We start from the raw sequence: 22,416 nt of genomic DNA, 5'->3' as shown, positions 1-22,416 counted from the left end.
TTCCGGCTCCGAGCCGATCCTGGTCCGCCGTCAGCAGATGCGCGGCAGTTGCTCGCCCGCGGGCAGATCCACCACCCGCGTCCCGCCGAGCGCCGTGCGGGCGACGACCATGCCGGGATGTTCGGCGACGCACCGGCCGATCTCGGCGGCCTGTGCGCCCAGCGGGTGTTCCCGCATCGCCGCGAGCACGCGATCGGCGTTCTCGGGCGGTACGAACGCCAGCAATTTGCCCTCGTTGGCCACGTACATCGGGTCCAGACCGAGCAGACCGCAGGCGTCGCGCACGCCGTCGGGCACGGGGAGTTGCCGCTCGTCCAGCGATATGCCGACCTGTGCGGCGCGGGCGATCTCGTTGAGCGATGCCGCGACGCCACCGCGGGTGGGATCGCGCAGCACGTGCACGTCGGCGCCGGTGGCCAGCATCGCCGCGACCAAGCCGTGCAGCGGCGCGGTGTCGCTGAGCACGGTGGTGCCGAACTCCAGACCTTCGCGGCAGCTGAGCACCGCGACGCCGTGCACACCGATGTCGCCGCTGACCAGCACCACATCGCCAGGTGCCGCGCGCTGCGGCCGGATGTCTACGCCAGGGGCAACCACACCGATTCCGGCGGTGTTGATGTAGATCCCGTCACCGTGTCCGGCGTCCACGACCTTGGTGTCCCCGGTGACCAGCTGGACTTCCGCCGCCAGGGCGGCGGTGCCGACCGCCTGCGCGATGCGCGCGATGTCGGCCAGCGCGGTGCCCTCCTCCAGGATGAACGCGGTGGACAGCACCATCGGCCGCGCTCCGGCCATGGCCAGATCGTTCACCGTGCCGTTGACCGCAAGTTCGCCGATGGTGCCGCCCGGGAACACGATCGGCTTCACCACGAACGAGTCGGTGGAGAAGGCCAGGCGCGCGCCGTCCAGTGTGACCACCGCGGAGTCGCCGAGGTCCGCGTGCGCGGCCGAGCCGAACGCGGGCAGGAACAGATGCTCGATCAGCTCGCCGGACATCGCTCCGCCGCCGCCGTGCCCCATCACGATGTTCGGCGAATCCCGCAGCGGCATCGGGCAGACCCAGCCCGCCATGTCGATCGTCACGGGGGCGGCGCCTTCCTCAGGCATGGGCCACCTCCGCGGGCAGGTCCAGGCGCCGGTACAGGTAGTAGGCGGCGCACGCGCCTTCGGAGGACACCATGGTGGCGCCCAGCGGGTTACGCGGCGTGCACTCCTTGCCGAAGGCGGCGCACTCGTGCGGTTTGATCAATCCCTGCAACACCTCACCGGAGCGGCAGATGGTCGACTCGGCGGTGTGCAGATCGCCGACGGCGAAGCGGTGTTCTGCGTCGAACTCCCGATAGCGGTCCGACAACCGCCAGCCGCTGCGCGGGATGACGCCGATGCCGCGCCAACCCCGGTCGGTGACCTCGAAGACGTCCTGCAGCATGGCCTTCGCCGCGGGATTGCCCGCCGCGGACACGGCGCGGGGGTAGGCGTTCTCCAGCTCGTGCCTGCCCGATTCCAGCTGCAGCACGGTACGGCGGATGCCCTCCAGGATGTCCAGCGGCTCGAATCCGGTGACCACCATCGGCACCTTGTACTGCTCGGCCAGCGGCGGGTACTCGTCGGTGCCCATCACGGTGCAGACGTGCCCGGCGGCGAGGAAGCCCTGCACCCGGCAGGTCGGCGATTCCATGATCGCGGCGATGGCGGGCGGGACCAGCACATGCGACACCAGCAGCGAGAAGTTCCGGATCCCCAGGCGCTTCGCCTGGTACACCGTCATCGCGTTGGCCGGCGCGGTGGTCTCGAAACCGATGCCGAAGAACACCACTTCGCGGTCCGGGTTCTCCTTGGCCAGGTTCAGCGCGTCCAGCGGCGAGTACACCACCCGGACGTCACCGCCCTCGCTCTTCACCCGGAACAGATCCTTTGCGCTGCCGGGCACGCGCAGCATGTCGCCGAACGAGCAGAAGATCACGCCCGGTCGCGCGGCGATCTCCAGCGCCTTGTCGATCACTTCCAGCGGGGTGACGCAGACCGGGCAACCGGGGCCGTGGATCATCTCGATCTGATCGGGCAGCAGCTGGTCGATGCCGTGGCGGATGATCGAATGGGTTTGTCCGCCGCAGACTTCCATGATCGCCCAGCGGCGGCTGGTGGTAGCGCGGATGCGGTCGAGCAGGCGCCGGGCCAGCTCGGGATTGCTGAATTCGTCCAGATACTTCATGACCGGGCCTCCGGTTCCTCGCGTGACGACTCGATGGCGGGATTGTCCAGGCCCGCCTGCTTCGCGGCGATGGCGAAACCGTCGCCGAATTCCTCGTTCAGTACGCCGAGGTGCTCGAACTCGGCCAGGGTCCGCAACGCGGATTCCTCGTCCAACCGCTGGATCGCGAAGCCGACGTGGACGACGACGTAGTCACCCACCGCCGCGTCCGGGATGTATTGCAGGCACACGTCTTTGTGCACGCCGCCGAAGTCGACGACCGACATCAGCGTGCCGTCCCGCTCGTGCAGGCTGAGCACTTTGCCTGGTACCGCAAGACACATCGTTGCTCTCCTTCGCTCATCCCTCGCTGCACGCGAGGAGTTGCCCGAACGCGAGGCCGCCGTCGTTGGGCGGCAGCCGGCGATGGGTGATCACGGTGAAGCCGTTGTCGCGCAGCAGCGCGCACGATCGCGCGAGCAGCAGCGCGTTCTGGAAGACGCCGCCGGACAGGGCGACGATCTGCGCCGGGGCGGCGTAGCGCGCCGCGAGTTCGAGCGTCAGCCGGGCGACGGCGGCGTGGAAACGCGCGCCCACCACCCGTGCGGGCTCGCCCGCGCGAACGTCGGCGACCACGCCCGCGAGCACCGGTGCGGGATCGATCACGGCGGGATCGCCGTCACCGAGCGGGAACCGGTAGGCGGTGGCGCCTTCGGCGCCGGAGCGGGACAGTCCCTCCAGTTCGATCGCTGCCTGAGCTTCGTAGTCGACGACGTGCCGCACGCCGCACAGCGAGGACACCGCGTCGAACAACCGGCCCATGCTCGACGTGGGCGCACAACCCAGACCGGTCCGGAACTGGTGGGCCAGCACCGAACGCTCGGCCGGCGGACATGCCGCGACCGCGGGGATGTCGTCGGACCAGTCGATCCCGGCGGTCCGCAGATGAGCCAGCGCCATGCGGTAGGGCCTGCGCACCGCGAGATCGCCGCCCGCCAGCGGCACGTATTTCAGATGGGCCAGGCGTCGATAGCCCTTGTAGCCCGCGAGCAGGACCTCGCCGCCCCATACCGCGCCGTCCGGCCCGAATCCGGTGCCGTCGAACGCGATGCCGACGACCTGTTCGGTAGCGCCGAGACCGTGCTCGCCCATGACGGCGGCGATGTGCGCGTGATGGTGCTGGACGGTGTACAGAGGCCGCTCGCCCGCGTTCCGGCGCGCCCACGCGGCCGAGCGGTAGCCGGGATGCGCGTCGGCGACCAGCTGCACCGGGTGTACCCCCGTGAGTTCCCCGAGATGGCGCTGCGCGGCGTCGAAGGAGCGCAGCGTCGCCAGGTCGTCCATATCGCCGATGTGCTGGCTCAGCCAGGCGTAGCGGCCATCGGCCATCGCGCAGGTGTTCTTGAGATCGGCGCCGACCGCGAGCGTCGGCGGCAGCGGCACCGGAAGCAGCAGCGGCAGCGGCGCGTACCCGCGCGAGCGCCGGACCGGCAGTTCGCGGCCGCCGAGCGAACGCACCACCGAGTCGTCGCAAGGCACCAGGATGCGCCGGTTGTGCGACAGCCAGCCGTCGGCCAGACCGGCGAGGCGGGTGCGGGCGTCGTCGTCCTGATAGCAGATCGGCTCGCCACCGAGATTGCCCGAGGTCATCACCAGCACCTGCGGTCCGGGCGGATCGCCGGGCAGGCCGAACAACAGCAGGTGCAGCGGCGTATACGCGAGCATGACGCCCAGGTCCGGGTTGCCGGGCGCCACCGAAGGAGCGGGGACCGGCGCGGGTGACTGCGGCGCGCCGCCGTCCGGCACAGCGTCTCCGCCCGGCTCGGCGGTGCCTCCGGGATCGGCGGCTGAGGGGCTCCGCTCGGACGCGGACCGGCGAGCGAGCAGCACGATGGGGCGAGCCGGGCTGGTCAGCAGTGTGGCGGCGGCATCGTCGACGGCGACTACGGCCCGTGCCGTGGCGAGATCCGGCACCATCACCGCGAACGGCTTGTCCCCGCGGCGCTTGCGTCTGCGCAACTCGGCCACGGCCGCCTCGTCGGTGGCGTCGCAGGCGAGGTGGTAGCCGCCGATGCCTTTGACCGCCAGGATGCCGCCCGCGCGCAGCAGCTGCCGCGCCGCCGCCAGCGGCTCACCGCCTCCCGGTCCCGTATACGCGAGGGTGGGACCGCACTCGGGGCAGGCGATCGGCTGCGCGTGAAAACGGCGGTCCGCCGGATCGGTGTACTCCCGCGCGCACCGGTCGCACATGGCGAAGTCGGCCATCGACGTCCGCTCGCGGTCGTAGGGCAGGCTCGCGATGATGGTGAAACGCGGACCGCAGTTGGTGCAGTTGACGAACGGGTGGCGATAGCGGCGGTTTCCCGGATCGCGCAACTCGCGTTCGCAGTCGGCGCACAGAGCGACATCGGGCGAAGCCAGCGTGCGACCGACGCCGTCCCGCGTGGTGCCCGCGATGTGGAATCCGGTGCCGCCGCGCGCCGGGATGTCGGCCTGCTCGACCGATTCGACCACCGCCAGGGGCGGCGGCCGCAGGCGCAGCCGCGCGGCGAACTCGTCGAGATCCGCTGGGGCTCCCTCGATCTCGATGACGACGCCGCCGCTGTCGTTGCCGACACTGCCGGACAGTGCCAGTTCGGCGGCGGTGGTGTAGACGAACGGCCGGAAGCCGACCCCTTGTACCACACCGCGCACCACCAGACGACGCCGTAGCCGCTCCGTGGTCATAGCTGGTCCCCGTGTTGCAACAGGCGCAGTCCGTCCAGCGCCGCCGCGGCCCCTGCCTCATCGGTCTTCTCCACCGCGAAGCCCATGTGGATGATCACCCAGTCACCCGGCCGCGCCGGATCCTCGTCGAGCAGACCGATGTTCACCTTCCGCTGCTCGCCGGACACGTCGACCAGCGCGATCTGGCCGTGGTAGCCGTCAGGAATCGCCATCACCCGTCCCGGGATGCCCAGACACATCGGTCAGTCCTCCTGTTCTGCTGTGGCCCGCGGGAGCAGCGCGGCGACCACGTCGCCCACCGCCGCGACCGCCTCGTCCACCGCCGCCGCGACCGGCTCCGACAGACCGATGCCCTCTTCGGCGCAGGCGACCTGGCAGCCGATCACCACGGTGGGCGGCAGCACGCCACCCAGCGCGCGAACTCCGGCGAAGACGGCGTCCGGGCTCATCGCGTGGGCGTCCAGCGGCGCGGGGCCGGTGTTCTCCGGCGCGGCGCCGAACACCTCGACCCGGCCGGGCGCCCCGCGGTCTGGCAGCGCGTCGACCAGCACCAGCGCGTCCCAGCGATCGAGCAGGTCGTAGGCGAGATGCATGCCGCGGATGCCGTAGTCCACCGCACGCACGCCCGGGTCCGGGTGGCGCGGCAGCCGCCGCACCACCTCCGGTCCGAATCCGTCGTCGCCGAGGAAGATGTTGCCGATCCCGGCGACCAGCACCGCGGCCGTCGGGTCACCCCTCTTTCTCGGTGGGCGTCGTCGCCCCGCCCACACGCGCGTCGTCGACCTCGCCGGTCGCCGTCTCCGCGGGGGCGTTGGCGGTCTCCTTGCGCTCGTCGTAGGGAGGCGCCGCCGATTCCGTCGCGGGCGGGGCCTCCGAGGAGAACTCGGTCTCCTTCTTGGTGTCCTCCGAATGCGCGGAGGTCATCTCCTCGTGATCGATATGCCCCGGCTTCCGATCCGCGGGGCCTCCGGCCGCGACGCCCGCGCCCGCGTCGCGCGAACCCGGCGCGCCACGTGCCGACTGCGGCTCTTCGCGATGCTCACCCATGATGCTCCTTTCCGGTCCCCGCTACATGTGCCGGATCTTGAGGTATCGCCGCAGATCCGGAATCGACCGCACGCCGAGATACACCCCCGCCGCCACCAGCACGGCGACGACGGTCGTCGAGACCACTCCCACGGTTTCCATAGCGGATTTCCTTTCATTCCTCGGTGCCGTCGAGCGGCTCCAGTTCGTCGGGCGCGAAATACAGGTAGCGGCCATACCATTCGTGCAGCTCGGCCGCCGGGTCGTCGTCCAGCACGACCCCGACGTGCGCCTGCCCGTCCACGTCCTCGTGGACCGACACGACCCGCGCGCACTGTCCGTCGAAGAACAGGTCCTGGGCGTCGGCCCGGCGCGCCGGATGCAACCGGACCCGGCTGCCCTTGCGCACGAGCACGCCCGCGACGGGCACCGCGTCGACATCCGGGCGAACGGCGCCGTCGGCGAGCGGATCCCACCAATCGACGCCCTCCGGGATCTCCGGGATCAGCCCCGGACCCTCGGCATGTGGATCGCGCAGGACCCCGTGCAGCTGCCGCATGGCGTCGGGTGACATGGCTTCGCAGCGGTCGATGATCTCCGCCGCGCGCGGATCGGTGGCGCGCGCCCGCGCCTTCTCCGCGTCGGTCATCGTGAGGATCCGCAGCGTGAGGATCTCGTCGATCTCGGTGGAGTCGAACAGCGCGCCTTCGCTCTGCTGCGCGATCTCCGGGTGGTCGTAGAGGATGATCGGCGAGATCAGCAGCATGCTGTAGTCGCCGGGCGGGCCCGCGAGCACCGGGAAGCAGCGGTGCCGATCGCAGCGGGCGGCCGCGGCCACCGCGTCCGGCGGCGGCTCCAGCAGCGAGACGAACTCGCCGCCGTTGATCTCCGCGATGACGTGCGCGCCGATCAGCGAGCGGCCGATGGCGTCACGCTGGTCGGCCGCGGGCGCGCCGACATTGCGCAGGACGACCGTCAGCCGCAGGAATCCGTCGTCCCGGTCGGCGGCGAGTTCCAGTTCACCCGCCAACGGCAGTCTGCTGCGCACGAAGGTGCCCTGCGCGGGGGCGGCGATCTCCTCCATGTCGGAGCCGCCCGGTATGTCCAGGGGCTGGACGAGGCGACCGGGCCCGAGCGGGCCGACAGCGACCTCCCGTTCGACCGCTTCATCCCAGGACAGCCACCACCGCCCGCCCTCGGTCAGCTCGGCGACGGGCGCGCCGTCCCCGTTCACCACTTGGCGGCGCTGCAACTGGAGGAAACGAACGGTCAGGGTGAGTCGCGGATGCTCGCCGGGGCGGATCAGGCACTGCGCCGACAGCGTCGATTCCTCGCCGAGGCCCGCGGCGGCGGCCCCGGGCGGCCCGAGCACACCGAACTGCCATCGCGCCTGGTTCTTGCGCGCGTCGGCGCGGTAGGGATAGAGCAGATAGCCCTCGTAGAGCACCGCGTCGGCCACGGCGCGGGCGCGGGCTTGCGCGGTGGTCACGACGTCTCCTCGGCGCTGGTCAGCAGCCGGGTCACCGCGTCGTCGAAGCCGGGCAGACCGTGGCCGGATTTGTAGGCGGCCAGCGCCCGGAGGGTGTCGTTGTGCAGCCGCACCCACCCGGAATTCGGGAAGTAGGCGGCCATCAGGTTCTGCCACACCGACACCGGCATCTCGAACTTGTCCTCGCGGTCCCACGGGATCTGCTGGATGGCGAATCCGGTGCTGCCCCGGATGAAAACGGTCCCGCTGAACAGGAACAGCAGCGGAACGACACCGTCGCGCAACGCGTGCAGGTACTTCGACCCGGAAACCTCGAAGTCGTAGGTGCACGGCATCGGCAGATCCACTTCGGCGCCGCCGGTGAAGCTCGGAACCATGGTGGCGCAGTGCATCCAGAGAAACGAACGCTGCGTCTCGTGCCATCGCTCGCGCGGGCCGAACAGATCGACCAGCCCCACGGCTTCCTCGTCGGAATAGCCGCGGCGGAACGGTTCGATGCGCACCTGCGCGCGCAAGGCGATGGCGTGCACGGGTTCCTCCGCCAACGCGGCGATGCCGACGCGCGCCGACAGGATCGGCGCGACGGCGTACGGCTCGGGTTTCATCTCGAGCACGGCGAACGTCGTCGAGTACACCGGGCTCATGCCGCACCACCGGATTTCGCGCGCGCCGACGCGTCGGCGAAGAACTGCTCCAGATACCGGTGCACGTCCTGGCCGCCGTCGAAACCACGCCACAGCAGCCGCATCCGGCCGACGAACTCGTAACAGGCGTCGATCGGCAGCAGCAGGCAGGCCGCCCGCTCGGTCCTGCGGTCGGGCACCCGGATCAGCAGCGCTTCCACGTCGGGAGCGAGCACGTCCAACTCGGGATGCCGGTGCAGGATCGCGTTCCACTGCTCCAGCGGCAGTTCCGATTCCGTCGCACCCGCGGGCCCGGGATAGAACGCCACCGTCCGGCCCAGCGCGGAATTGCGGAAGAAGAACGCCAGGTTCACCGGGATCTCCAGCGCGTCCCATTCCGCCTCGCTGATCGTGAATCCGGGGAACGCGAGATACCGGTCCGGCACCGCTCGATAGCGCAGCTCCGCGTGCTGGTCGACGAACAGCAGATAGCAGCCGCGGCACACGCACATCAGCTGCCTGCCCTCGACGTTCACGACGTGCTGGTGCTGGTCGGCGATCGGCTCCGCGCACATCTCGCACCGTTCGCCGGGCCGCGGCGCGGGCCTGCGGTCGGCGGCGATCCGCTGTAGCGCGCGGAACGGTGTGCTCACCCGTGCACCCCCACCGGCACCGCAACCGACAGTTCACCCGATCGCACGAGCACGGGAAGCGGGTCGAGATGCCCCTCTCCGTCGACGCGGGCGCCCGCATGCACCACGTCGTAGTGCGCCCGGCAGGTCGGGCACCGCAGCACCGCGTCACCGGCCGGGAATCCCACGCGCCGTTCCAGCGTCGCTCCGGCGAGGGAACGGTCGCAGCCGGGACAGTGGTCCCGGTAGGCGTACACGTCCTCGCCCACCCGGCAGGCCAGCACGGTCGACCCGGCGACGGCGAAGCCACCCACCTCGCCCGCGCTCAGCTCGGCCAGTTCGGGGACCGCGACCCAGCTCCCGGACCGCGCGCCGTCCGCGCGCACGCGCGAGAACAGCGAGTCGGCGGAGATCACCCCCGCCGACTCCGTCTGCGCGGCGACGACTTCGATGGACTCGATCTCCGGCGCCGCCGCCCGGACGGCGTCCTCGACGGCCAGTTCGAGCGTCACCGACGAGGACGGGCAGCTCTTGCAACTGCCCGCCAGTTCCAAGCGAACCACCCCGTCGACGATCTCGACCAGGTGGACGTCGCCGCCGTGCGAACCGAGGTAGGGGCGCACGCTGTCCAGCGCGGTCCGCACCCGGGTGGTCACATCGTGCGGGTGCAGCCCGTGCACCAGCAGCAGGCTCGCCACCAGATCGTCGCCGGCCAACCGCTCGACCGCCTGCGGATCGAGCAAGCCGACGACGCGGGTCAGGCCCGCGCCGTAGAGTTCGACCAGTTCGCGCACAAGCTGTTCGGCGCGCTCGCGCGCGAGCGCACCGCCCGCCGAACTCGCCTCCAGCAACGTCTCGATGCGGTCACCGGCTTCCCGCCACCGGGCGTCACCGAGCGTCGCGTCGTCCTGGTCGTCCGGGCGATCCTCCACCGTCACCTCCGGTCGTTCCGCCCGACGCGGCCTCACTCGGGGGTGAGCGTCTGCGTCGGTGAGTGCAGTTGCTCCAGCGTCTTGCCCTTGCCGAGGTACATGTGCACGCCGCACGGCAGGCAGGGATCGAAACTGCGCACGGTGCGCATGATGTCGATGCCCTTGAAGTGCTCGCGGTCGTTCTCCTCGAAGATCGGCTGGCCCTGCACCGCGTCCTCGTAGGGTCCCGGCGTGCCGTAGCTGTCGCGCGGGCTGGCGTTCCACGGCGTCGGCGGATACGGGTGGTAGTTGGCGATCTTGCCGTCCCGGATCACCATGTGATGCGACAGCACGCCGCGCACCGCCTCGGTGAAGCCGCAGCCGATGCCCTCCTCGGGGACCTCGAATTTCTCCCAGGTCTTGGTGTGGCCGGCCCGGATCTCCGCCATCGCCTTCTCCGCGAAATGCAGCGCGCAGGCCGCCGCGTACGCCTGGAAGTAGGTGCGGGCGCGGTTGCGCTCCAGCGTGTTGCTGCCATGCGCCGGGATCTTCCACTCCAGCGTGACCGGGCCCTTCAACGCGGTCTTGGGCAGGTTGATCTGCACGCTGTTGCCGGTCGACTTCACGTAACCGATGTCGATCAGGTTGGCCAGCGCCGTCGACCACAGTCGCGCCAGCGGGCCGCCGCCGGTGTCCAGGGAGAGGTGGTCGGTGCCGTCGAACCAGCGCGGCGACATCACCCAGCTGTATTTCTCGTCCAGGTCCCGCTTCTGCGGCCGGGGATTGGTGTGCTGATTCCACGGGTGGCGCCGGTCCACCGGATTGCCCAGCGGATCGGTCTTCACGAACATCTCCTGATCGGTCCAGTCCTCGTAGTACGAGCTGCCCAGCAGGATCCGCAGGCCAAGGTTGATGTCGACCAGGGAGGTGGTCAGCAGCTTGCCGTCGACCACGACGCCGGGGGTGACGAACATCTTCCGGCCCCAGTCCGCCATGTCCTTGTACTCGAAATTGCACACCTCCGGGTCCTGGAACGAGCCCCAGCAACCCAGCAGCGTGCGGCGCAGACCGACCTTCTCGTAGCCCGGCATCGCCTCGTAGAAGAAGTCGAACAGGTCGTCGTGCATCGGCACGACCTTCTTCATGAACTCCACGTAGCGCATCAGCCGGGACAGGTAGTCGGTCATCAGCTGGATGGTCGCGACCGTGCCGGGTCCACCGGGATACAGCGTGGACGGATGCACGTGCCTGCCTTCCATCAGGCAGAACATCTCCCGGGTGATCCGGCTGACCTGCAGCGCCTCCCGGTAGAACTCACCGGTGAACGGATTGAGCGCCCGCATGATGTCGGCGATCGTGCGATACCCGTGGTCGCCCGCGTGCGGCGCCTCGGTGTTCTCCGCCCTGGCCAGCACGCCCGGGTTGGTCTCGGAGACCATCTTCTCGCAGTAGTCCACGCCGACCAGGTTCTCCTGGAAGATGTTGTGGTCGAACATGTACTCGGCGGCCTCGCCCAGGTTGACGACCCACTCGCCGAGGTGCGGCGGGCGCACGCCGTAGGCCATGTTCTGGCAGTAGCACGAACAGGTGGCGTGGTTGTCGCCGCAGATGCCGCAGATGCGGCTGGTGATGAAGTGCGCGTCGCGCGGGTCCTTGCCCTTCATGAAGATCGAGTAGCCGCGGAAGATGGACGAGGTGCTGTGGCACTCGACCACTTCCCGATTCTCGAAGTCGATCTTGGTGTAGATGCCGAGGCTGCCCACGATGCGAGTGATCGGGTCCCACGCCATCTCGACGAGACGATCCGGCTCGATCGTTTTGTGGGACGGCTCCGGGATGATCTGAGTCATCAGAGATCCTCCTACCAGGTGCGGGTCGCGCCGGTCTCCAGCTTCCGGCCCCGGTGCCGCCAGTGCGGCTCCTTGTCGACCGTGCGTCCGGTGATGTGACGGAGGCTGCGGATCACCGATCCGTAGAGCCCCGATGCGGTGGACGAGAACTTGCCGCCGGGCGGTTCGTCCATGAACGGCATGAACTTGTCCGGGAAGCCGGGCATGGTGCAGCCGATGCAGATTCCGCCGACGTTCGGGCAGCCGCCCAAGCCGTTGATCCAGCCGCGCTTGGGAACGTTGCACTTGACCACCGGCCCCCAGCAGCCCAGCTTCACGATGCATTTCGGCGAGCCGTACTCGGTGGCGAACTCACCCTGCTCGTAGTAGCCCGCGCGGTCGCAGCCCTCGTGCACGGTCGCCCCGAACAACCACTTGGGCCGCAGCGCGTCGTCCAGCGGGATCATCGGCGCCTGTCCGGTCGCCATGTAGAGCAGGTAGGTGAGCGTCTCCGACATGTTGTCCGGCTGGATCGGGCAACCCGGCACGCAGACGATCGGAATACCAGCTTTGCTCTTCCAGTCCCAGCCGAGATAGTCGGGCACGCCCATCGCACCGGTCGGGTTGCCCGCCATCGCGTGGATGCCGCCGTAGGTCGCGCAGGTGCCCGCCGCGATGATGGCGGTGGCCTTCGGCGCGAGACGGTCCAGCCATTCGCTGGTGGTCATGGGCTGGCCGGTGGCGGGATTGTTGCCGAACCCGCACCAGTAGCCCTCGTCCTTGAGTTGCTCGTTCGGGATCGAGCCCTCGACCACCAGGACGAACGGTTCGAGTTCCCCGCGGTCGGCCTTGAAGAACCACTCCAGGAAATCGTCGGCGCCGCCGTTGGGACCGCACTCGAAGTCGATGAGCGGCCAGTGCACGGCGATCTTGGGCAGACCGGGGAGGGAGCCGAGGGCGATCTCTTCGACGCTCGGCTGCGTAGCCGCCGTCAAGGCGACCGAGTCACCGTCACAACTGAGTCCCGCGTTGATCCAGAGCACGTGGATCAGTGTTTCTTCGGCTCGTACTGCTTCCTGAGTGGGCATTCCCGCCACCTTCCGCAGCGGACCACCGGGGGCCGAATCTCGCCTTTCTCGAAGAAGGGGTCACCCGCAGATGTGATCCTGATCACTTCACCTTAAGCGCGTCCGGCGGCTTCCTCAAGAGCCGCCGGACCGGCCGCGCCGCGCCGCGCGACCAGCCAGTCGTACCAGGTAGACAGGCCTGCACCGCTGCTCACGGACAGCGGGAGGACCTCGACGCCGGGATGTATCGAATGGATGTATTCCCGGCATCGGTCCAGGTCGAAATCGACATACGGCAGCAGGTCGGTCTTGTTCACCAGCACCAGCCCCGCCGCCTGGAACATATGCGGGTACTTCAGCGGCTTGTCGGTCCCCTCGGTCACCGAGACGAGCACCACCTTCTCCCGCTCCCCCAGGTCGAACAACGCCGGGCAGACCAGGTTGCCGACGTTCTCCACGAACAGCAGCGTGCCCGGCGCGGGGTCGAGCGCCTCCAGGGCGCGGTACATCATCTCCGCGTCCAGGTGGCATCCCGCGCCGGTGTTGACCTGCACGACGCGGCACCCCGTGGCCTTGATCCGCTCGGCGTCCAGCAGCGTGGCCTGGTCGCCCTCGACGACCGCGATCGGGGCCTGTCCGGATTCGCGGATGGTGCGTTCCAGCAGCGTGGTCTTGCCCGCGCCCGGGGAGCTGGTCATGTTGAGCGCGACGATGCCGCGCTCGGCCAGCCAGGCCCGGTTGCGCTGCGCCAGTTCGTCGTTCTTGGCCAGCACCTTCAGTTCCAGGGTGACCGTCTCGGTGGCGGGCAGGTGCACGTGATCGGCGTCCGGGCCGTGTTCGTGCTCGTGCGGCTGGCGGTCCGCCGTGTGGGCGTGCTCGTGCCCTTCGGAGTGCTGGTGGTCGTGCGGGACGCGAATCAGCGCGGCGGCGTCGTCGCCGCACCCGCAGGTTGCGCACATGCCTCACTCACCTCCATGGATCGGATACGCAGCTCGCGCCCGGAGCGGATCTCGACGTCGGCGCTGCCGCAGGGACACAGCAGGATCGGATCTCGCAACCGGAACTCGGCGCCGCAGGTCCGGCAGGCCGCGACCCCGGGGATCTCCACCAGGACCAGTTCGGCGCCCTCGGCGACGGTCGCTTCGGCCGCCACCTCGAAACAGAACCGCATGGCATCCGGCACGACGGCGCACAGCGCGCCGACCTCGACGGTGACGGAGTGGACCCGCCGGCCCGCCGCGTGCTCACAGACGGCGTCGATGACACTGCGCGTAATGGCCATCTCGTGCATCCCGACCTCGATCCCTCGAGTGGACAACCTTGAGGCTACTCCTGGGCAAACCGACCGAAGGGCAGAACGTCGATGCTTCTGCGGTACCTCAGGGCGGCGGCGAAGCCGCGGCCGGGATCTCCCTCCGGATCCCCGCCGCCCGGCAGCTGACACCTCGTACGCTCACCCGTGGGCCGACCCGTCACACCCGCGTCGTCGGCCCCGGATGGAAGGGCTCAGTCGTGGTCGGCCGCGCTGCGGACCGCGCCGCTGCTCGCATCGATCGTCACGTCGTGCTCCACGCCCGCGGGCGTGACGACCTCCACTTCCCATACGGGGACGCCGCCCTCGGTGTCGAATTCGGTGGACCGAACCTGCCCGCCCGGCACGGCTTCGAGCGCCTTGTCGATGGCCTGCTGCCTGCTGACGCCGGTGTCGGCCACCAGCGACCAGTCCGCCGCGGACGAGCGGAAGGCGACGGTGTGGTCGTCCGGGCCACCGGTGGCGACCGCGGCCAGAACGGCGCTCAGGCCGACGACGGCAGCCGCGACGGCCGTGCCGACGAGGAGCCAGCGGAGCCCGGCGTAGGCGCGGCGGAATACGGTTGTCATGCGAAACCTCCTGCGGGAGTGCTGCTTCGGAATGCGTTCACCTTGTCGCACAGAACTGAAGGCCGCCTGAAGCGACCTGAAGACGGTTTCAGGATCGGTCTGCCACTCTTGGTGGATGCGTCTGCTGATCGTCGAGGATGAGAAACGTTTGGCTCTCACACTGGCAAAAGGCTTGTCGGCCGAGGGTTTTGCCGTGGATGTGGTGCACGACGGCGCCGAGGGCCTGCATCTGGCGACCACCACCGACTACGACCTGATCATCCTCGACATCATGCTGCCCGGCATGAACGGCTACCGGGTCTGCGCAGCGCTGCGCGCCGGGGGCCACGAGACGCCGGTGCTCATGCTGACCGCGAAAGACGGCGAATACGACGAGGCCGAGGGCCTGGACACCGGGGCGGACGACTACCTCAGCAAGCCGTTCTCCTACCTGGTGCTGCTGGCCCGCATTCGGGCCCTGTTGCGCCGGCGGACTCGCGGCGGCGCACGGGTGCTGCGCGTCGGCGACCTCGTCGTTGACCCCGGCACCCGGACCTGCCGCCGCGGCTCGGAAGAGGTGACGCTCACCGCCAAGGAGTTCGCCGTGCTCGAGCACCTGGCCGTGCGAGCCGGAGAGGTGGTGTCGAAGGCCGACATCCTGCACCACGTGTGGGACTTCGCCTACGACGGCGATCCGAACATCGTCGAGGTCTACATCAGCACCTTGCGCCGCAAGATCGACGCGCCGTTCGGGCGCCGATCGATCACCACCGTCCGCGGCGCGGGCTACCGGCTGGCAGCAGACCGTGCCTGAGCGGAGCGGCCGGGCCTGGTGGCGTTCGGTCCGCACACGCACCACGGTGGCGGCGACGGCCGTGGTCGCGGTGGCGCTCACGGCGGCGGGGCTGGTGGTGCTGGCGGTGCTGCGGCACAACCTGGCGCACAGCGCGGAATTGCAGGCGGAGACCACCGCGCACGACGTGGCGGCCCAGCTCGCGGCCGGCACCGATCCCGCCCGCTTGCGACTTCCAGACGCCGAAAACGAACCGGTGCAGCTGGTTTCGCTCGACCGCCGGGTTCTCGCGGCCGACGACGACCTCGCGGGGAAACCGCCGATGGCCGACTTCGGGCCGTACTCGAGGGCTGCCGAGGGCGAAGACGAAGACGACGAAGGCGAGGAAGAAGACGACGAGGAAGACGAGGAAGAGGAAGCCGACGACGACGAAAGCTCCTCGCCGTCCACGGATCCGTCGTCGGCCGAACCCGAATTCGGAGACGTATGGCTGACGGTCGACGCCGAGGACGGACCGCACCCGTTCCGCGTCGCCGCCCTCGCGGTGCGAACCCCCGGCGGGCAGCCTGCCACCGTCTACGCGGGCTCCTCGCTGGAGACCGCCCACAGCGCGGTGGCGGACGCGCGGCAGGCGATGCTGATCGGACTGCCGCCGCTGCTCACAGTCGTGGCCCTGGTGACCTGGCTGGTCACCCGGCGCGCCCTGCGCCCGGTGGAGGCGATCCGCAGGCAGCTCGCCGAGATCGTGGACGGTGATCTCTCCCGGCGCGTGCCGGAACCGGGCTCTCGCGACGAGATCGGCAGGCTGGCGAGCACCACCAACGCCACGCTCGCCGCGCTGGAAGAATCCACCGAACGCCAGCGCCGGTTCATCGCCGACGCCGCCCACGAATTGCGCAGCCCCATCGCGAGCCTGCGCACCCAACTCGAGGTGGCCCAAGCCCATCCCGAACTGCTGGAGCTCGACGGACTGATCGGCGACACCATCCGGCTGGAACATCTCGCGGCCGACCTGCTGCTGCTGGCCCGGCTCGACGCGGGCGAACAGCCGCGCGCCGATCGCGTGGATCTGACCGTCCTGGTCCGCGAGGAGTTGGAGCACCGCGTCCGCGACCGGGTCGCCGTGCAGATCGCGACGCCGGAGCAGGCCGTGGCGGTGACCGGAAGCCGTACCCAGCTCGCTCGCGTCCTGGGCAACCTCGTCGACAACGCCCAGCGGCATGCCGCGAGCACCGTCCGGGTCGCCGTGGACCGTGACGCCGACGGGCGAGCGGTGCTGTCGGTCACCGACGACGGCCCGGGTGTGCCGCCCGCCGAGCGCGACCGCATCTTCCAGCGATTCGTCCGCCTGGACGACGCGCGCAGCCGCGACGAGGGTGGCGCGGGTCTCGGCCTCGCCATCGTCCGCGACGTCGTCGAACGCCACGGGGGAACCATCCGCGTCACCGACGGCGCACCCGGCGCCTGCTTCGTGGTGACGTTGCCCGGGTCCGGTACGTGAACCGGGGTCGTCACGCCACGACGAGCGCCTTATCAGCCTGCGAGCGCGCTACGCAACCTCTCGACGACGACCCTGCGGGCGGCACGGCCCTCCGGAGTAGGAGTCAGCGGATAGACATGCGGGAGCCCGGGGCCTTCGTGATACTCCACCGCGACCCCGGCGCCGCGAGCCGCCTCCACCAGCAGGCAGGTGTCCGGGTACAGGATGTCGTCGGTGCCACAGAAAACCGTCAACGGACCCAGCCCGCGCGGGTCGGCGGCAAGCGGGCTGACCCGCGGGTCGGCGATGCCGAGATCTCCCCGCCAGTACTCGATGAACACCCTTGATCCCGCGACACCCAGCCACGGGTCACGGGGCTGCACGACAGCGATCTCCGGGTTGGTCAGCGAGAGGTCGAGAGCGGGCGCGATCAGCACGGTACCCGGCAGTCGCACCGAAGACTCGTCGCGCAGCACCACCGCGGTCGACAGAGCGATCTGTCCCCCGGCGGAATCTCCGGCGAGGCAGACGTTTCCGTACGTTTCACGGTTGGCGAGCACCAGATCAGCGAAGCCGCGCACGACCGGCCCGGCCGTCCCGAATGGGACCAGCGGGTAGATCGGGACCGTCACGGCCGCACCGGTGTCGGCGGCGACGGCCGCGCAGAGCGCCCAGTGCTGCGGGGCGATCTCGTGCACCCAGCCGCCACCGTGCGCGTAGACCACATTGCCTCGCGGCGGCCGCCCCCGCGGAGTGAGCGTGTAGACCGGCCAGCCGCCGCGCCGGTCCACCGCGATCGCCACATCGGCGCGCAGCCGGCGCGGCGGGCCATAGCGCCGGGGCCGTACGCTCCGGTCGCGGACCCGCTCGCGCGCCGCGTCGGCATCGACGAACACACGATTGGCGCGCGTCGCCTTCAGATATCCGCGCACGACCTGGTTGGCCAGACTCGGCATCGCATCTCCTCCGCTCCGGGCGATGGACGGAACGAGTCCTTCAACCCCTCGGGAGGCGATTGTGCCGCAGACGACGCTCGGGCCGGCGGCGGACGTCGGCCCGAGCCGAAACGGCGTACGCTCAGGACAATTTCAGGCTGCGCCCGATGATCTCCTTCATGATCTCGGTGGTGCCGCCGTAGATGGTCTGGATGCGGGCGTCCATGTAGGCCTTGGCGATCGGGTATTCCTTCATGTAGCCGTAGCCGCCGTGCAGCTGCAAGCAGCGGTTGATCAGGTCGAGCTGTTCCTCGGTGCTCCACCACTTGGCCATCGCCGCGTCTTCGGCGGTCAGTTTGCCCTCGTTCAGCAGTTCGATGAACTTGTCCACCATCAGGCGCACCGCGGTGGTCTTGGTGGCCAGTTCGGCGAGCACGAAACGGGTGTTCTGCAGCGCCCCGATCGGCTTGCCGAACGCCTTGCGGTCGCGGACGTACTGGATGGTCATGTCCAGGCAGGACTCCATGGCCGCCGCCGCCATGACGGCGATCGACAGCCGCTCCTGCGGCAGGTTGTGCATGAGGTGGATGAAGCCCATCCCCTCGGTGCCGAGCAGGTTCTTGCCGGGCACGCGGACGTCGGTGAAGCTCAGCTCGGCGGTGTCCTGGGCCTTGAGGCCGAGCTTGTCCAGGTTGCGGCCGCGCTCGAAACCGGGCATGCCGCGCTCGACCACGAACAGGCTGAAGCCCATCGCGCCCTTCTCCGGGTCGGTCTGTGCCACCACGATCACGATGTCGGAGTTGATGCCGTTGGTGATGAAGGTCTTGGCGCCGTTGAGGATCCAGTCGTCCCCGTCGCGCACCGCGCGGGTCTTGATGCCCTGCAGGTCCGAACCGGTGCCCGGTTCGGTCATCGCGATCGCGGTGATGATCTCGCCCGCGCAGAAGCCGGGCAACCAGCGCTGCTTCTGCTCGTCGTTGGCCAGCTCGAGCAGGTAAGGCGCGATCACATCGTTGTGCAGCGAGAAGCCGAGGCCGGAGTACTGACCGCGCACGCACTCCTCCGAGACGATGGCGTTGTAGCGGAAGTCCTTCACCCCGCCGCCGCCGTACTGCTCCGGCATGGCCATGCCGAGGAAGCCCTGCTTGCCCGCCTCGAGCCAGACCGCCCGGTCGACGATGCCCTGCTCCTCCCACTTCGCGTGATTCGGCGCGACGTGCTGATCGAGAAACTTGCGGAACGACTCCCGGAACAGTTCGTGCTCGGGTTCGAACAGTGTGCGTTCCACGCCAACCTCCTAGTGACCACACCGGCCGGTCCACACCGACCAGTCGTTGCCCCATACCGTACCCGGAAGGAGAATCCCTGTTCACTTCTGGGGCCAGAACCATGGTCTCACCAGGAGCGGCGAACTGGGTCGAGATCAGCGGACGAGATTCCCGGCAAACGGCCGATGGCTCCGGACGATGGGGAAGACCACCCGGAGGCGTAACGCCGACGACCGCCGATTCGCGGGCGGGCGATCCGTCGACCCGCCGTCAGCAGGCGGTGCCGGGCCGCGAGTCGCCGCTCCGGTACCGGCAACGACGCCCCACGAACAAGCGGTTCGGCGCGCCATCCCTTGCCATCGACCAGGCACCGATCACCGACGACCGTCCCGGGTGCTTCACCAGCCGCGCATCGGCCGATGAAATCGAGACGACGAACCGGGCGACCACCGCCGAAGCCGAGCCGGGCGAGACACCGGACAGCCGGGTCGGCACCGCGCGCCGATGACAACCTCGCCGCGGCTATCACCCGGCCCGCGAGTTCCGATCCGTCGACCGGGCTGGTGGTGTCAATCGGTGACGTCCGGAGTGAGTGCCCAGCGATCCCAGTCGTGCGCGAGATGCGCGGCCCCGGACGTGACAGTCAGCCCGGCCCTCCGCCGGTGTGACCAGCTCATGCCGGGATCGAGAAGCGGCCGTCACCCAACCCGTTCCGACGACTCGGCCCGCCGACCGGTTCGCGTGACCGCGCAAACCCCGTCTCGCGGCAGTGACGGTCCGGCCGCCGAAACCGTCAGCGCGTCAGCCAGCCGCGCAAGCGGCCGACCAGAGTGCGGCCTTCGTCGCGCGCCCGTTCGGCGAAGAGGAAGTTCATCTCCTCCTCGAGCGCCTTGCGCACCACGTCGCGGAACTCCGTGGCGGCGGCGTGCATATCGCCGGCGTTGCGCCAGGGCGCCGGATCGATGGGCGCGCCCGCGGAGAAATAGAAGCGCTCCGGGCGCGGGATCACGGTGGGGCCGACACCGCGGATGAGCGGCGGGGTGAGGTCGCGGCTGAGCCCGAGCGCTTCCACGGTCCAGCGCAGCGGGCGCAGCAGCGGATGGTCGCCGTCCACCACGATGTCGTACGCGTCGTCGACGCCGATCATCGCGACCGGGACGATAGGCGCACCCGCCTCGATGGCCATGCGCGCGAAACCGCTGCGGCCCTCCCACTTCAGCAGGTACTTCTCGTTCTTGCGGCGGACCGCCTCCCGCCCGCCGCCCGGGAACACCATCACCGCCTCGCCGCGCCGCAGCAGGGCCAGGCAGTTGGACCGGGTGCCGCGCACCGCGCCGTAGTGGTGCAGCAAGTGCCGGACACCGGGCACGTTGATCAGCACGTTCTCGGCGAGCCCGCGGATCAGGCGGCCGCGGCGGCGCAGCACCTCGGGCAGCAGCATCGGCGCGTCGATGCCGCCGAGCAGGTTGTGGTTACCGACCAGCAGCACCGGGCCGTCGGCCGGGATGTTCTCCAAACCGTAGAAACGCGGACTGGTCCACGCGCGCAGCGGAGCGAGCAGGGTGTCGAGCACCCGCAGATCGGTGTCGGTCAGCGAGACCGACAGCGGCGCTCCGTCGGTGAGCGCCGGGTCGGCGCTGTTCGCGGCGCCGGAGCGCCGGGTGCGGGAATCGGAGCGGGCGTCCGACATGAACCCTCCTGGTGTCGATTCGATGACGATAGCGCAACGAAATCGACTGCGTCGCACCGGATGTGCGCGTCACGTCACGACACGCCCGATCCGGTCGATCGACCAGCTCATTCACGACCCGGCAAGCCCGTCGCGAACTCGCATTTCATCGGCGCTACGCCGGGTCGTCGGCGCGCCGCTCCGATGCGCGCCCACACGGCGCAGAACCGTGACAGCCCCTGTGCACCAGCCTGCCGTCGTGGCATGTGCGGCCGCGGGCAAGTTCCGCGCGAACGTCCATCGGCGGGTCGACGGCACCCATGATGCGCTCCGAACCAGTGCGCATCGAACACGCGGCAAGAGTCACCGCTCGAAGAGTGGGGCTCTCGCACTACTCCTGGGTACCGGTCGTGCCCGCATGCGCGTACTCCGACAGGGCGGCGGCGAGAGCATGGGGGACGCGTGCGCGCACGCGGGTTCCCCCCTCCTCGTGATCCGAGCCCAGGATGCGGCCGTCGGCGTGGATGCGGGCGAGCAGGTCGCCGCGCGTGTACGGCAGCAGCACACTGATCTCCACGTCCAAGCCGCCGAGCATCTCGGCGAGCCGCTCGCGCAGCGCGTCGATGCCCTGGCCACCGCGCGCGGAGACGAAGGACGCGTCCGGCAGCAGCGCACGCAGCTTCGTCAGCTCGGTCGGGCCCATCGCGTCGGTCTTGTTCACCACCAGCAGTTCGGGCGGGGCCGGCGTGCCGGACTCTTTGATCACATCCGTGATGACCTCGCGGACCGCCTTGATCTGCTCGGCGGGCAGCGCGTCGGAGCCGTCCACCACGTGCAGCAGCAGGTCGGCGCCGGTCACCTCCTCCAAGGTGGAGCGGAACGCCTCGACCAGCTGGGTCGGCAGATGCCGCACGAAGCCGACCGTGTCGGTGAAGACGACCTCGCGCCCGTCGTCCAGCTCGGCCCGGCGGGTGGTGGGATCGAGGGTGGCGAACAGCGCGTCCTGCACCAGCACGCCGGAGCCGGTGAGTTCGTTCATCAGGCTCGACTTGCCCGCGTTGGTGTAACCGACGATCGCGACGGACGGGATGCCGCTGGACGTGCGGCGCGCCCGCATGGTGTCGCGCGCCGTCTTCATCTCCCGGATCTCCCGGCGCAACTTGGCCATGCGCTCGCGGATGCGACGACGATCGGTTTCGATCTTGGTCTCACCGGGACCGCGCAGACCCACGCCGCCGTTGCTGCCCGCGCGACCACCGGCCTGCCGGGACATCGACTCACCCCAGCCGCGCAGCCGGGGCAGCATGTACTCCATCTGGGCCAGCGAAACCTGCGCCTTGCCCTCCCGGGAGGTGGCGTGCTGGGCGAAGATGTCCAGGATCAGCGCGGTCCGGTCGACCACCTTGACCTTGACCACCTTCTCCAGAGCGGTCAGCTGTGCTGGAGTCAGCTCGCCGTCGCAGATGACGGTGTCGGCGCCGGTCTCCAGCACCACCGAGCGCAGCTCGTCGGCCTTGCCCGAGCCGATGTAGGTGGCCGGATCCGGCCGGTCGCGGCGCTGGATCAGCGCTTCCAGCACCTCGGAGCCCGCGGTCTCGGCGAGCGCCGCCAGCTCGGCCATGCTCGCCTCGGCCTGCGCGGCGGTTCCCGTGGTCCACACACCGACCAGCACGACGCGTTCCAAGCGCAGCTGCCGGTACTCGACCTCGGTGATGTCGGCGAGTTCGGTGGACAGGCCCGCGACCCGTCGTAGCGAGCTGCGGTCCTCCAACTGGAGTTCGCCCACCGTCGGATCGGCCGACCAGCCCGATCGGTCCATCCGGGCCTTGTGCTCGGCGACGACGTCCCCGGTCGCGGCGTCTGCGCCGGTCACGTTGTCGTCGGCGGTCACGGCGTCATCCGCCGCGGCGGCGTCA

The 22,416-nt window shown here is 69.7% G+C and carries 23 protein-coding genes; 2 read left to right on the top strand and 21 right to left on the bottom strand.

The features are described 5' to 3' along the window. Positions 1 to 30: 30 nt before the first annotated feature. The 17 genes from hypE to QMG86_RS08620 form a co-directional block, all read right to left on the bottom strand. A complete protein-coding gene (gene hypE / locus QMG86_RS08695) occupies positions 31 to 1,107 on the bottom strand; it encodes a hydrogenase expression/formation protein HypE (protein WP_281878779.1) in 1,077 nt (358 codons plus the stop codon). Further along, on the bottom strand, positions 1,100 to 2,212 hold the full coding sequence (gene hypD, locus QMG86_RS08690; protein WP_281878778.1) for a hydrogenase formation protein HypD: 1,113 nt from the start codon (positions 2,210 to 2,212) through the stop codon (positions 1,100 to 1,102). The genes hypE and hypD overlap by 8 nt, the downstream gene beginning before the upstream one ends. Then, the gene (locus QMG86_RS08685) at positions 2,209 to 2,535 is read right to left on the bottom strand and encodes a HypC/HybG/HupF family hydrogenase formation chaperone (RefSeq protein WP_281878777.1); all 327 of its coding nucleotides are present in this window, start codon (positions 2,533 to 2,535) and stop codon (positions 2,209 to 2,211) included. The genes hypD and QMG86_RS08685 overlap by 4 nt, the downstream gene beginning before the upstream one ends. A 16-nt stretch (positions 2,536 to 2,551) precedes the next feature. Continuing rightward, a complete protein-coding gene (locus tag QMG86_RS08680; RefSeq protein ID WP_281878776.1) occupies positions 2,552 to 4,918 on the bottom strand; it encodes a carbamoyltransferase HypF in 2,367 nt (788 codons plus the stop codon). Continuing rightward, the gene (locus QMG86_RS08675; RefSeq protein ID WP_281878775.1) at positions 4,915 to 5,157 is read right to left on the bottom strand and encodes a HypC/HybG/HupF family hydrogenase formation chaperone; all 243 of its coding nucleotides are present in this window, start codon (positions 5,155 to 5,157) and stop codon (positions 4,915 to 4,917) included. The genes QMG86_RS08680 and QMG86_RS08675 overlap by 4 nt, the downstream gene beginning before the upstream one ends. Positions 5,158 to 5,160: 3 nt before the next feature. Then, a complete protein-coding gene (locus tag QMG86_RS08670) occupies positions 5,161 to 5,634 on the bottom strand; it encodes a hydrogenase maturation protease (RefSeq protein ID WP_281878774.1) in 474 nt (157 codons plus the stop codon). Positions 5,635 to 5,647: 13 nt separating this feature from the next. Further along, positions 5,648 to 5,965 carry a hypothetical protein gene (locus QMG86_RS08665; RefSeq protein ID WP_281878772.1) on the bottom strand — a complete coding sequence of 106 codons (318 nt, stop codon included), beginning with the start codon at positions 5,963 to 5,965 and terminating at the stop codon, positions 5,648 to 5,650. Positions 5,966 to 5,986: 21 nt separating this feature from the next. Then, the gene (locus QMG86_RS33700; RefSeq protein WP_085994907.1) at positions 5,987 to 6,106 is read right to left on the bottom strand and encodes a DUF6893 family small protein; all 120 of its coding nucleotides are present in this window, start codon (positions 6,104 to 6,106) and stop codon (positions 5,987 to 5,989) included. A gap of 13 nt (positions 6,107 to 6,119) precedes the next feature. Further along, positions 6,120 to 7,433, bottom strand: a complete 1,314-nt coding sequence (locus tag QMG86_RS08660) for a hypothetical protein (RefSeq protein WP_281878770.1) — start codon at positions 7,431 to 7,433, stop codon at positions 6,120 to 6,122. After that, positions 7,430 to 8,077, bottom strand: coding sequence for a DUF6084 family protein (locus tag QMG86_RS08655; RefSeq protein ID WP_159838148.1), 648 nt, complete (start codon positions 8,075 to 8,077; stop codon positions 7,430 to 7,432). The genes QMG86_RS08660 and QMG86_RS08655 overlap by 4 nt, the downstream gene beginning before the upstream one ends. Beyond that, positions 8,074 to 8,709, bottom strand: coding sequence for a DUF5947 family protein (locus tag QMG86_RS08650; RefSeq protein ID WP_281878766.1), 636 nt, complete (start codon positions 8,707 to 8,709; stop codon positions 8,074 to 8,076). Before QMG86_RS08650 ends, QMG86_RS08655 begins: the two co-directional genes overlap by 4 nt. Further along, positions 8,706 to 9,620 (bottom strand): NifU family protein, encoded by a 915-nt coding sequence (locus QMG86_RS08645; protein WP_281880853.1) that lies wholly within the window; start codon positions 9,618 to 9,620, stop codon positions 8,706 to 8,708. The genes QMG86_RS08650 and QMG86_RS08645 overlap by 4 nt, the downstream gene beginning before the upstream one ends. 32 nt (positions 9,621 to 9,652) lie before the next feature. Then, on the bottom strand, positions 9,653 to 11,449 hold the full coding sequence (locus tag QMG86_RS08640; RefSeq protein WP_281878764.1) for a nickel-dependent hydrogenase large subunit: 1,797 nt from the start codon (positions 11,447 to 11,449) through the stop codon (positions 9,653 to 9,655). Between the two features lie 11 nt (positions 11,450 to 11,460). After that, positions 11,461 to 12,516, bottom strand: coding sequence for an NADH-quinone oxidoreductase subunit B family protein (locus QMG86_RS08635; RefSeq protein ID WP_281878763.1), 1,056 nt, complete (start codon positions 12,514 to 12,516; stop codon positions 11,461 to 11,463). A gap of 92 nt (positions 12,517 to 12,608) precedes the next feature. Beyond that, complete coding sequence (gene hypB, locus QMG86_RS08630; RefSeq protein ID WP_281878762.1) at positions 12,609 to 13,454, bottom strand: hydrogenase nickel incorporation protein HypB; 846 nt, start codon at positions 13,452 to 13,454, stop codon at positions 12,609 to 12,611. Continuing rightward, positions 13,412 to 13,786, bottom strand: coding sequence for a hydrogenase maturation nickel metallochaperone HypA (gene hypA / locus QMG86_RS08625; RefSeq protein ID WP_281880852.1), 375 nt, complete (start codon positions 13,784 to 13,786; stop codon positions 13,412 to 13,414). The genes hypB and hypA overlap by 43 nt, the downstream gene beginning before the upstream one ends. Positions 13,787 to 14,001: 215 nt before the next feature. Continuing rightward, the gene (locus QMG86_RS08620) at positions 14,002 to 14,376 is read right to left on the bottom strand and encodes a PepSY domain-containing protein (protein ID WP_281878761.1); all 375 of its coding nucleotides are present in this window, start codon (positions 14,374 to 14,376) and stop codon (positions 14,002 to 14,004) included. A gap of 115 nt (positions 14,377 to 14,491) precedes the next feature. Here QMG86_RS08620 and QMG86_RS08615 point away from each other — a divergent pair, with 115 nt between their 5' ends. Together QMG86_RS08615 and QMG86_RS08610 are read left to right on the top strand one after the other, a co-directional pair. Next, positions 14,492 to 15,169 carry a response regulator gene (locus QMG86_RS08615; protein WP_281878759.1) on the top strand — a complete coding sequence of 226 codons (678 nt, stop codon included), beginning with the start codon at positions 14,492 to 14,494 and terminating at the stop codon, positions 15,167 to 15,169. Then, complete coding sequence (locus QMG86_RS08610; protein ID WP_281878757.1) at positions 15,162 to 16,649, top strand: sensor histidine kinase; 1,488 nt, start codon at positions 15,162 to 15,164, stop codon at positions 16,647 to 16,649. Before QMG86_RS08615 ends, QMG86_RS08610 begins: the two co-directional genes overlap by 8 nt. A gap of 32 nt (positions 16,650 to 16,681) precedes the next feature. On the opposite strand, the gene QMG86_RS08605 is transcribed toward QMG86_RS08610, so the two are convergent. The 4 genes from QMG86_RS08605 to hflX form a co-directional block, all read right to left on the bottom strand. After that, positions 16,682 to 17,584 (bottom strand): alpha/beta hydrolase fold domain-containing protein, encoded by a 903-nt coding sequence (locus QMG86_RS08605; protein WP_281878756.1) that lies wholly within the window; start codon positions 17,582 to 17,584, stop codon positions 16,682 to 16,684. Positions 17,585 to 17,705: 121 nt separating this feature from the next. Beyond that, positions 17,706 to 18,851 (bottom strand): acyl-CoA dehydrogenase family protein, encoded by a 1,146-nt coding sequence (locus QMG86_RS08600; protein ID WP_281878755.1) that lies wholly within the window; start codon positions 18,849 to 18,851, stop codon positions 17,706 to 17,708. 773 nt (positions 18,852 to 19,624) lie between these two features. Further along, the gene (locus QMG86_RS08595) at positions 19,625 to 20,521 is read right to left on the bottom strand and encodes a lysophospholipid acyltransferase family protein (RefSeq protein ID WP_281878754.1); all 897 of its coding nucleotides are present in this window, start codon (positions 20,519 to 20,521) and stop codon (positions 19,625 to 19,627) included. A 370-nt stretch (positions 20,522 to 20,891) separates the two neighbouring features. Next, positions 20,892 to 22,319, bottom strand: coding sequence for a GTPase HflX (gene hflX / locus QMG86_RS08590; protein WP_281880850.1), 1,428 nt, complete (start codon positions 22,317 to 22,319; stop codon positions 20,892 to 20,894). Positions 22,320 to 22,416 lie beyond the last annotated feature (97 nt).

Origin of the sequence: Nocardia sputorum (assembly GCF_027924405.1) — a bacterium.
Taxonomy (GTDB): domain Bacteria; phylum Actinomycetota; class Actinomycetes; order Mycobacteriales; family Mycobacteriaceae; genus Nocardia; species Nocardia sputorum.
Note: the sequence above shows the minus strand (reverse complement) of the source record. Positions and strands in the feature narration are given on the sequence as shown.

What these genes read in the sequence shown, in the direction of transcription:
- hypE (WP_281878779.1), bottom strand. Translation starts at nt 1,107, where the DNA reads ATGCCTGAGGAAGGCGCCGCCCCCGTGACGATCGACATGGCGGGCTGG.
- hypD (WP_281878778.1), bottom strand. Translation starts at nt 2,212, where the DNA reads ATGAAGTATCTGGACGAATTCAGCAATCCCGAGCTGGCCCGGCGCCTG.
- QMG86_RS08685 (WP_281878777.1), bottom strand. Translation starts at nt 2,535, where the DNA reads ATGTGTCTTGCGGTACCAGGCAAAGTGCTCAGCCTGCACGAGCGGGAC.
- QMG86_RS08680 (WP_281878776.1), bottom strand. Translation starts at nt 4,918, where the DNA reads ATGACCACGGAGCGGCTACGGCGTCGTCTGGTGGTGCGCGGTGTGGTA.
- QMG86_RS08675 (WP_281878775.1), bottom strand. Translation starts at nt 5,157, where the DNA reads ATGTGTCTGGGCATCCCGGGACGGGTGATGGCGATTCCTGACGGCTAC.
- QMG86_RS08665 (WP_281878772.1), bottom strand. Translation starts at nt 5,965, where the DNA reads ATGGGTGAGCATCGCGAAGAGCCGCAGTCGGCACGTGGCGCGCCGGGT.
- QMG86_RS33700 (WP_085994907.1), bottom strand. Translation starts at nt 6,106, where the DNA reads ATGGAAACCGTGGGAGTGGTCTCGACGACCGTCGTCGCCGTGCTGGTG.
- QMG86_RS08655 (WP_159838148.1), bottom strand. Translation starts at nt 8,077, where the DNA reads ATGAGCCCGGTGTACTCGACGACGTTCGCCGTGCTCGAGATGAAACCC.
- QMG86_RS08640 (WP_281878764.1), bottom strand. Translation starts at nt 11,449, where the DNA reads ATGACTCAGATCATCCCGGAGCCGTCCCACAAAACGATCGAGCCGGAT.
- QMG86_RS08635 (WP_281878763.1), bottom strand. Translation starts at nt 12,516, where the DNA reads ATGCCCACTCAGGAAGCAGTACGAGCCGAAGAAACACTGATCCACGTG.
- hypB (WP_281878762.1), bottom strand. Translation starts at nt 13,454, where the DNA reads ATGTGCGCAACCTGCGGGTGCGGCGACGACGCCGCCGCGCTGATTCGC.
- hypA (WP_281880852.1), bottom strand. Translation starts at nt 13,786, where the DNA reads ATGCACGAGATGGCCATTACGCGCAGTGTCATCGACGCCGTCTGTGAG.
- QMG86_RS08620 (WP_281878761.1), bottom strand. Translation starts at nt 14,376, where the DNA reads ATGACAACCGTATTCCGCCGCGCCTACGCCGGGCTCCGCTGGCTCCTC.
- QMG86_RS08615 (WP_281878759.1), top strand. Translation starts at nt 14,492, where the DNA reads ATGCGTCTGCTGATCGTCGAGGATGAGAAACGTTTGGCTCTCACACTG.
- QMG86_RS08605 (WP_281878756.1), bottom strand. Translation starts at nt 17,584, where the DNA reads ATGCCGAGTCTGGCCAACCAGGTCGTGCGCGGATATCTGAAGGCGACG.
- QMG86_RS08595 (WP_281878754.1), bottom strand. Translation starts at nt 20,521, where the DNA reads ATGTCGGACGCCCGCTCCGATTCCCGCACCCGGCGCTCCGGCGCCGCG.
- hflX (WP_281880850.1), bottom strand. Translation starts at nt 22,319, where the DNA reads ATGGACCGATCGGGCTGGTCGGCCGATCCGACGGTGGGCGAACTCCAG.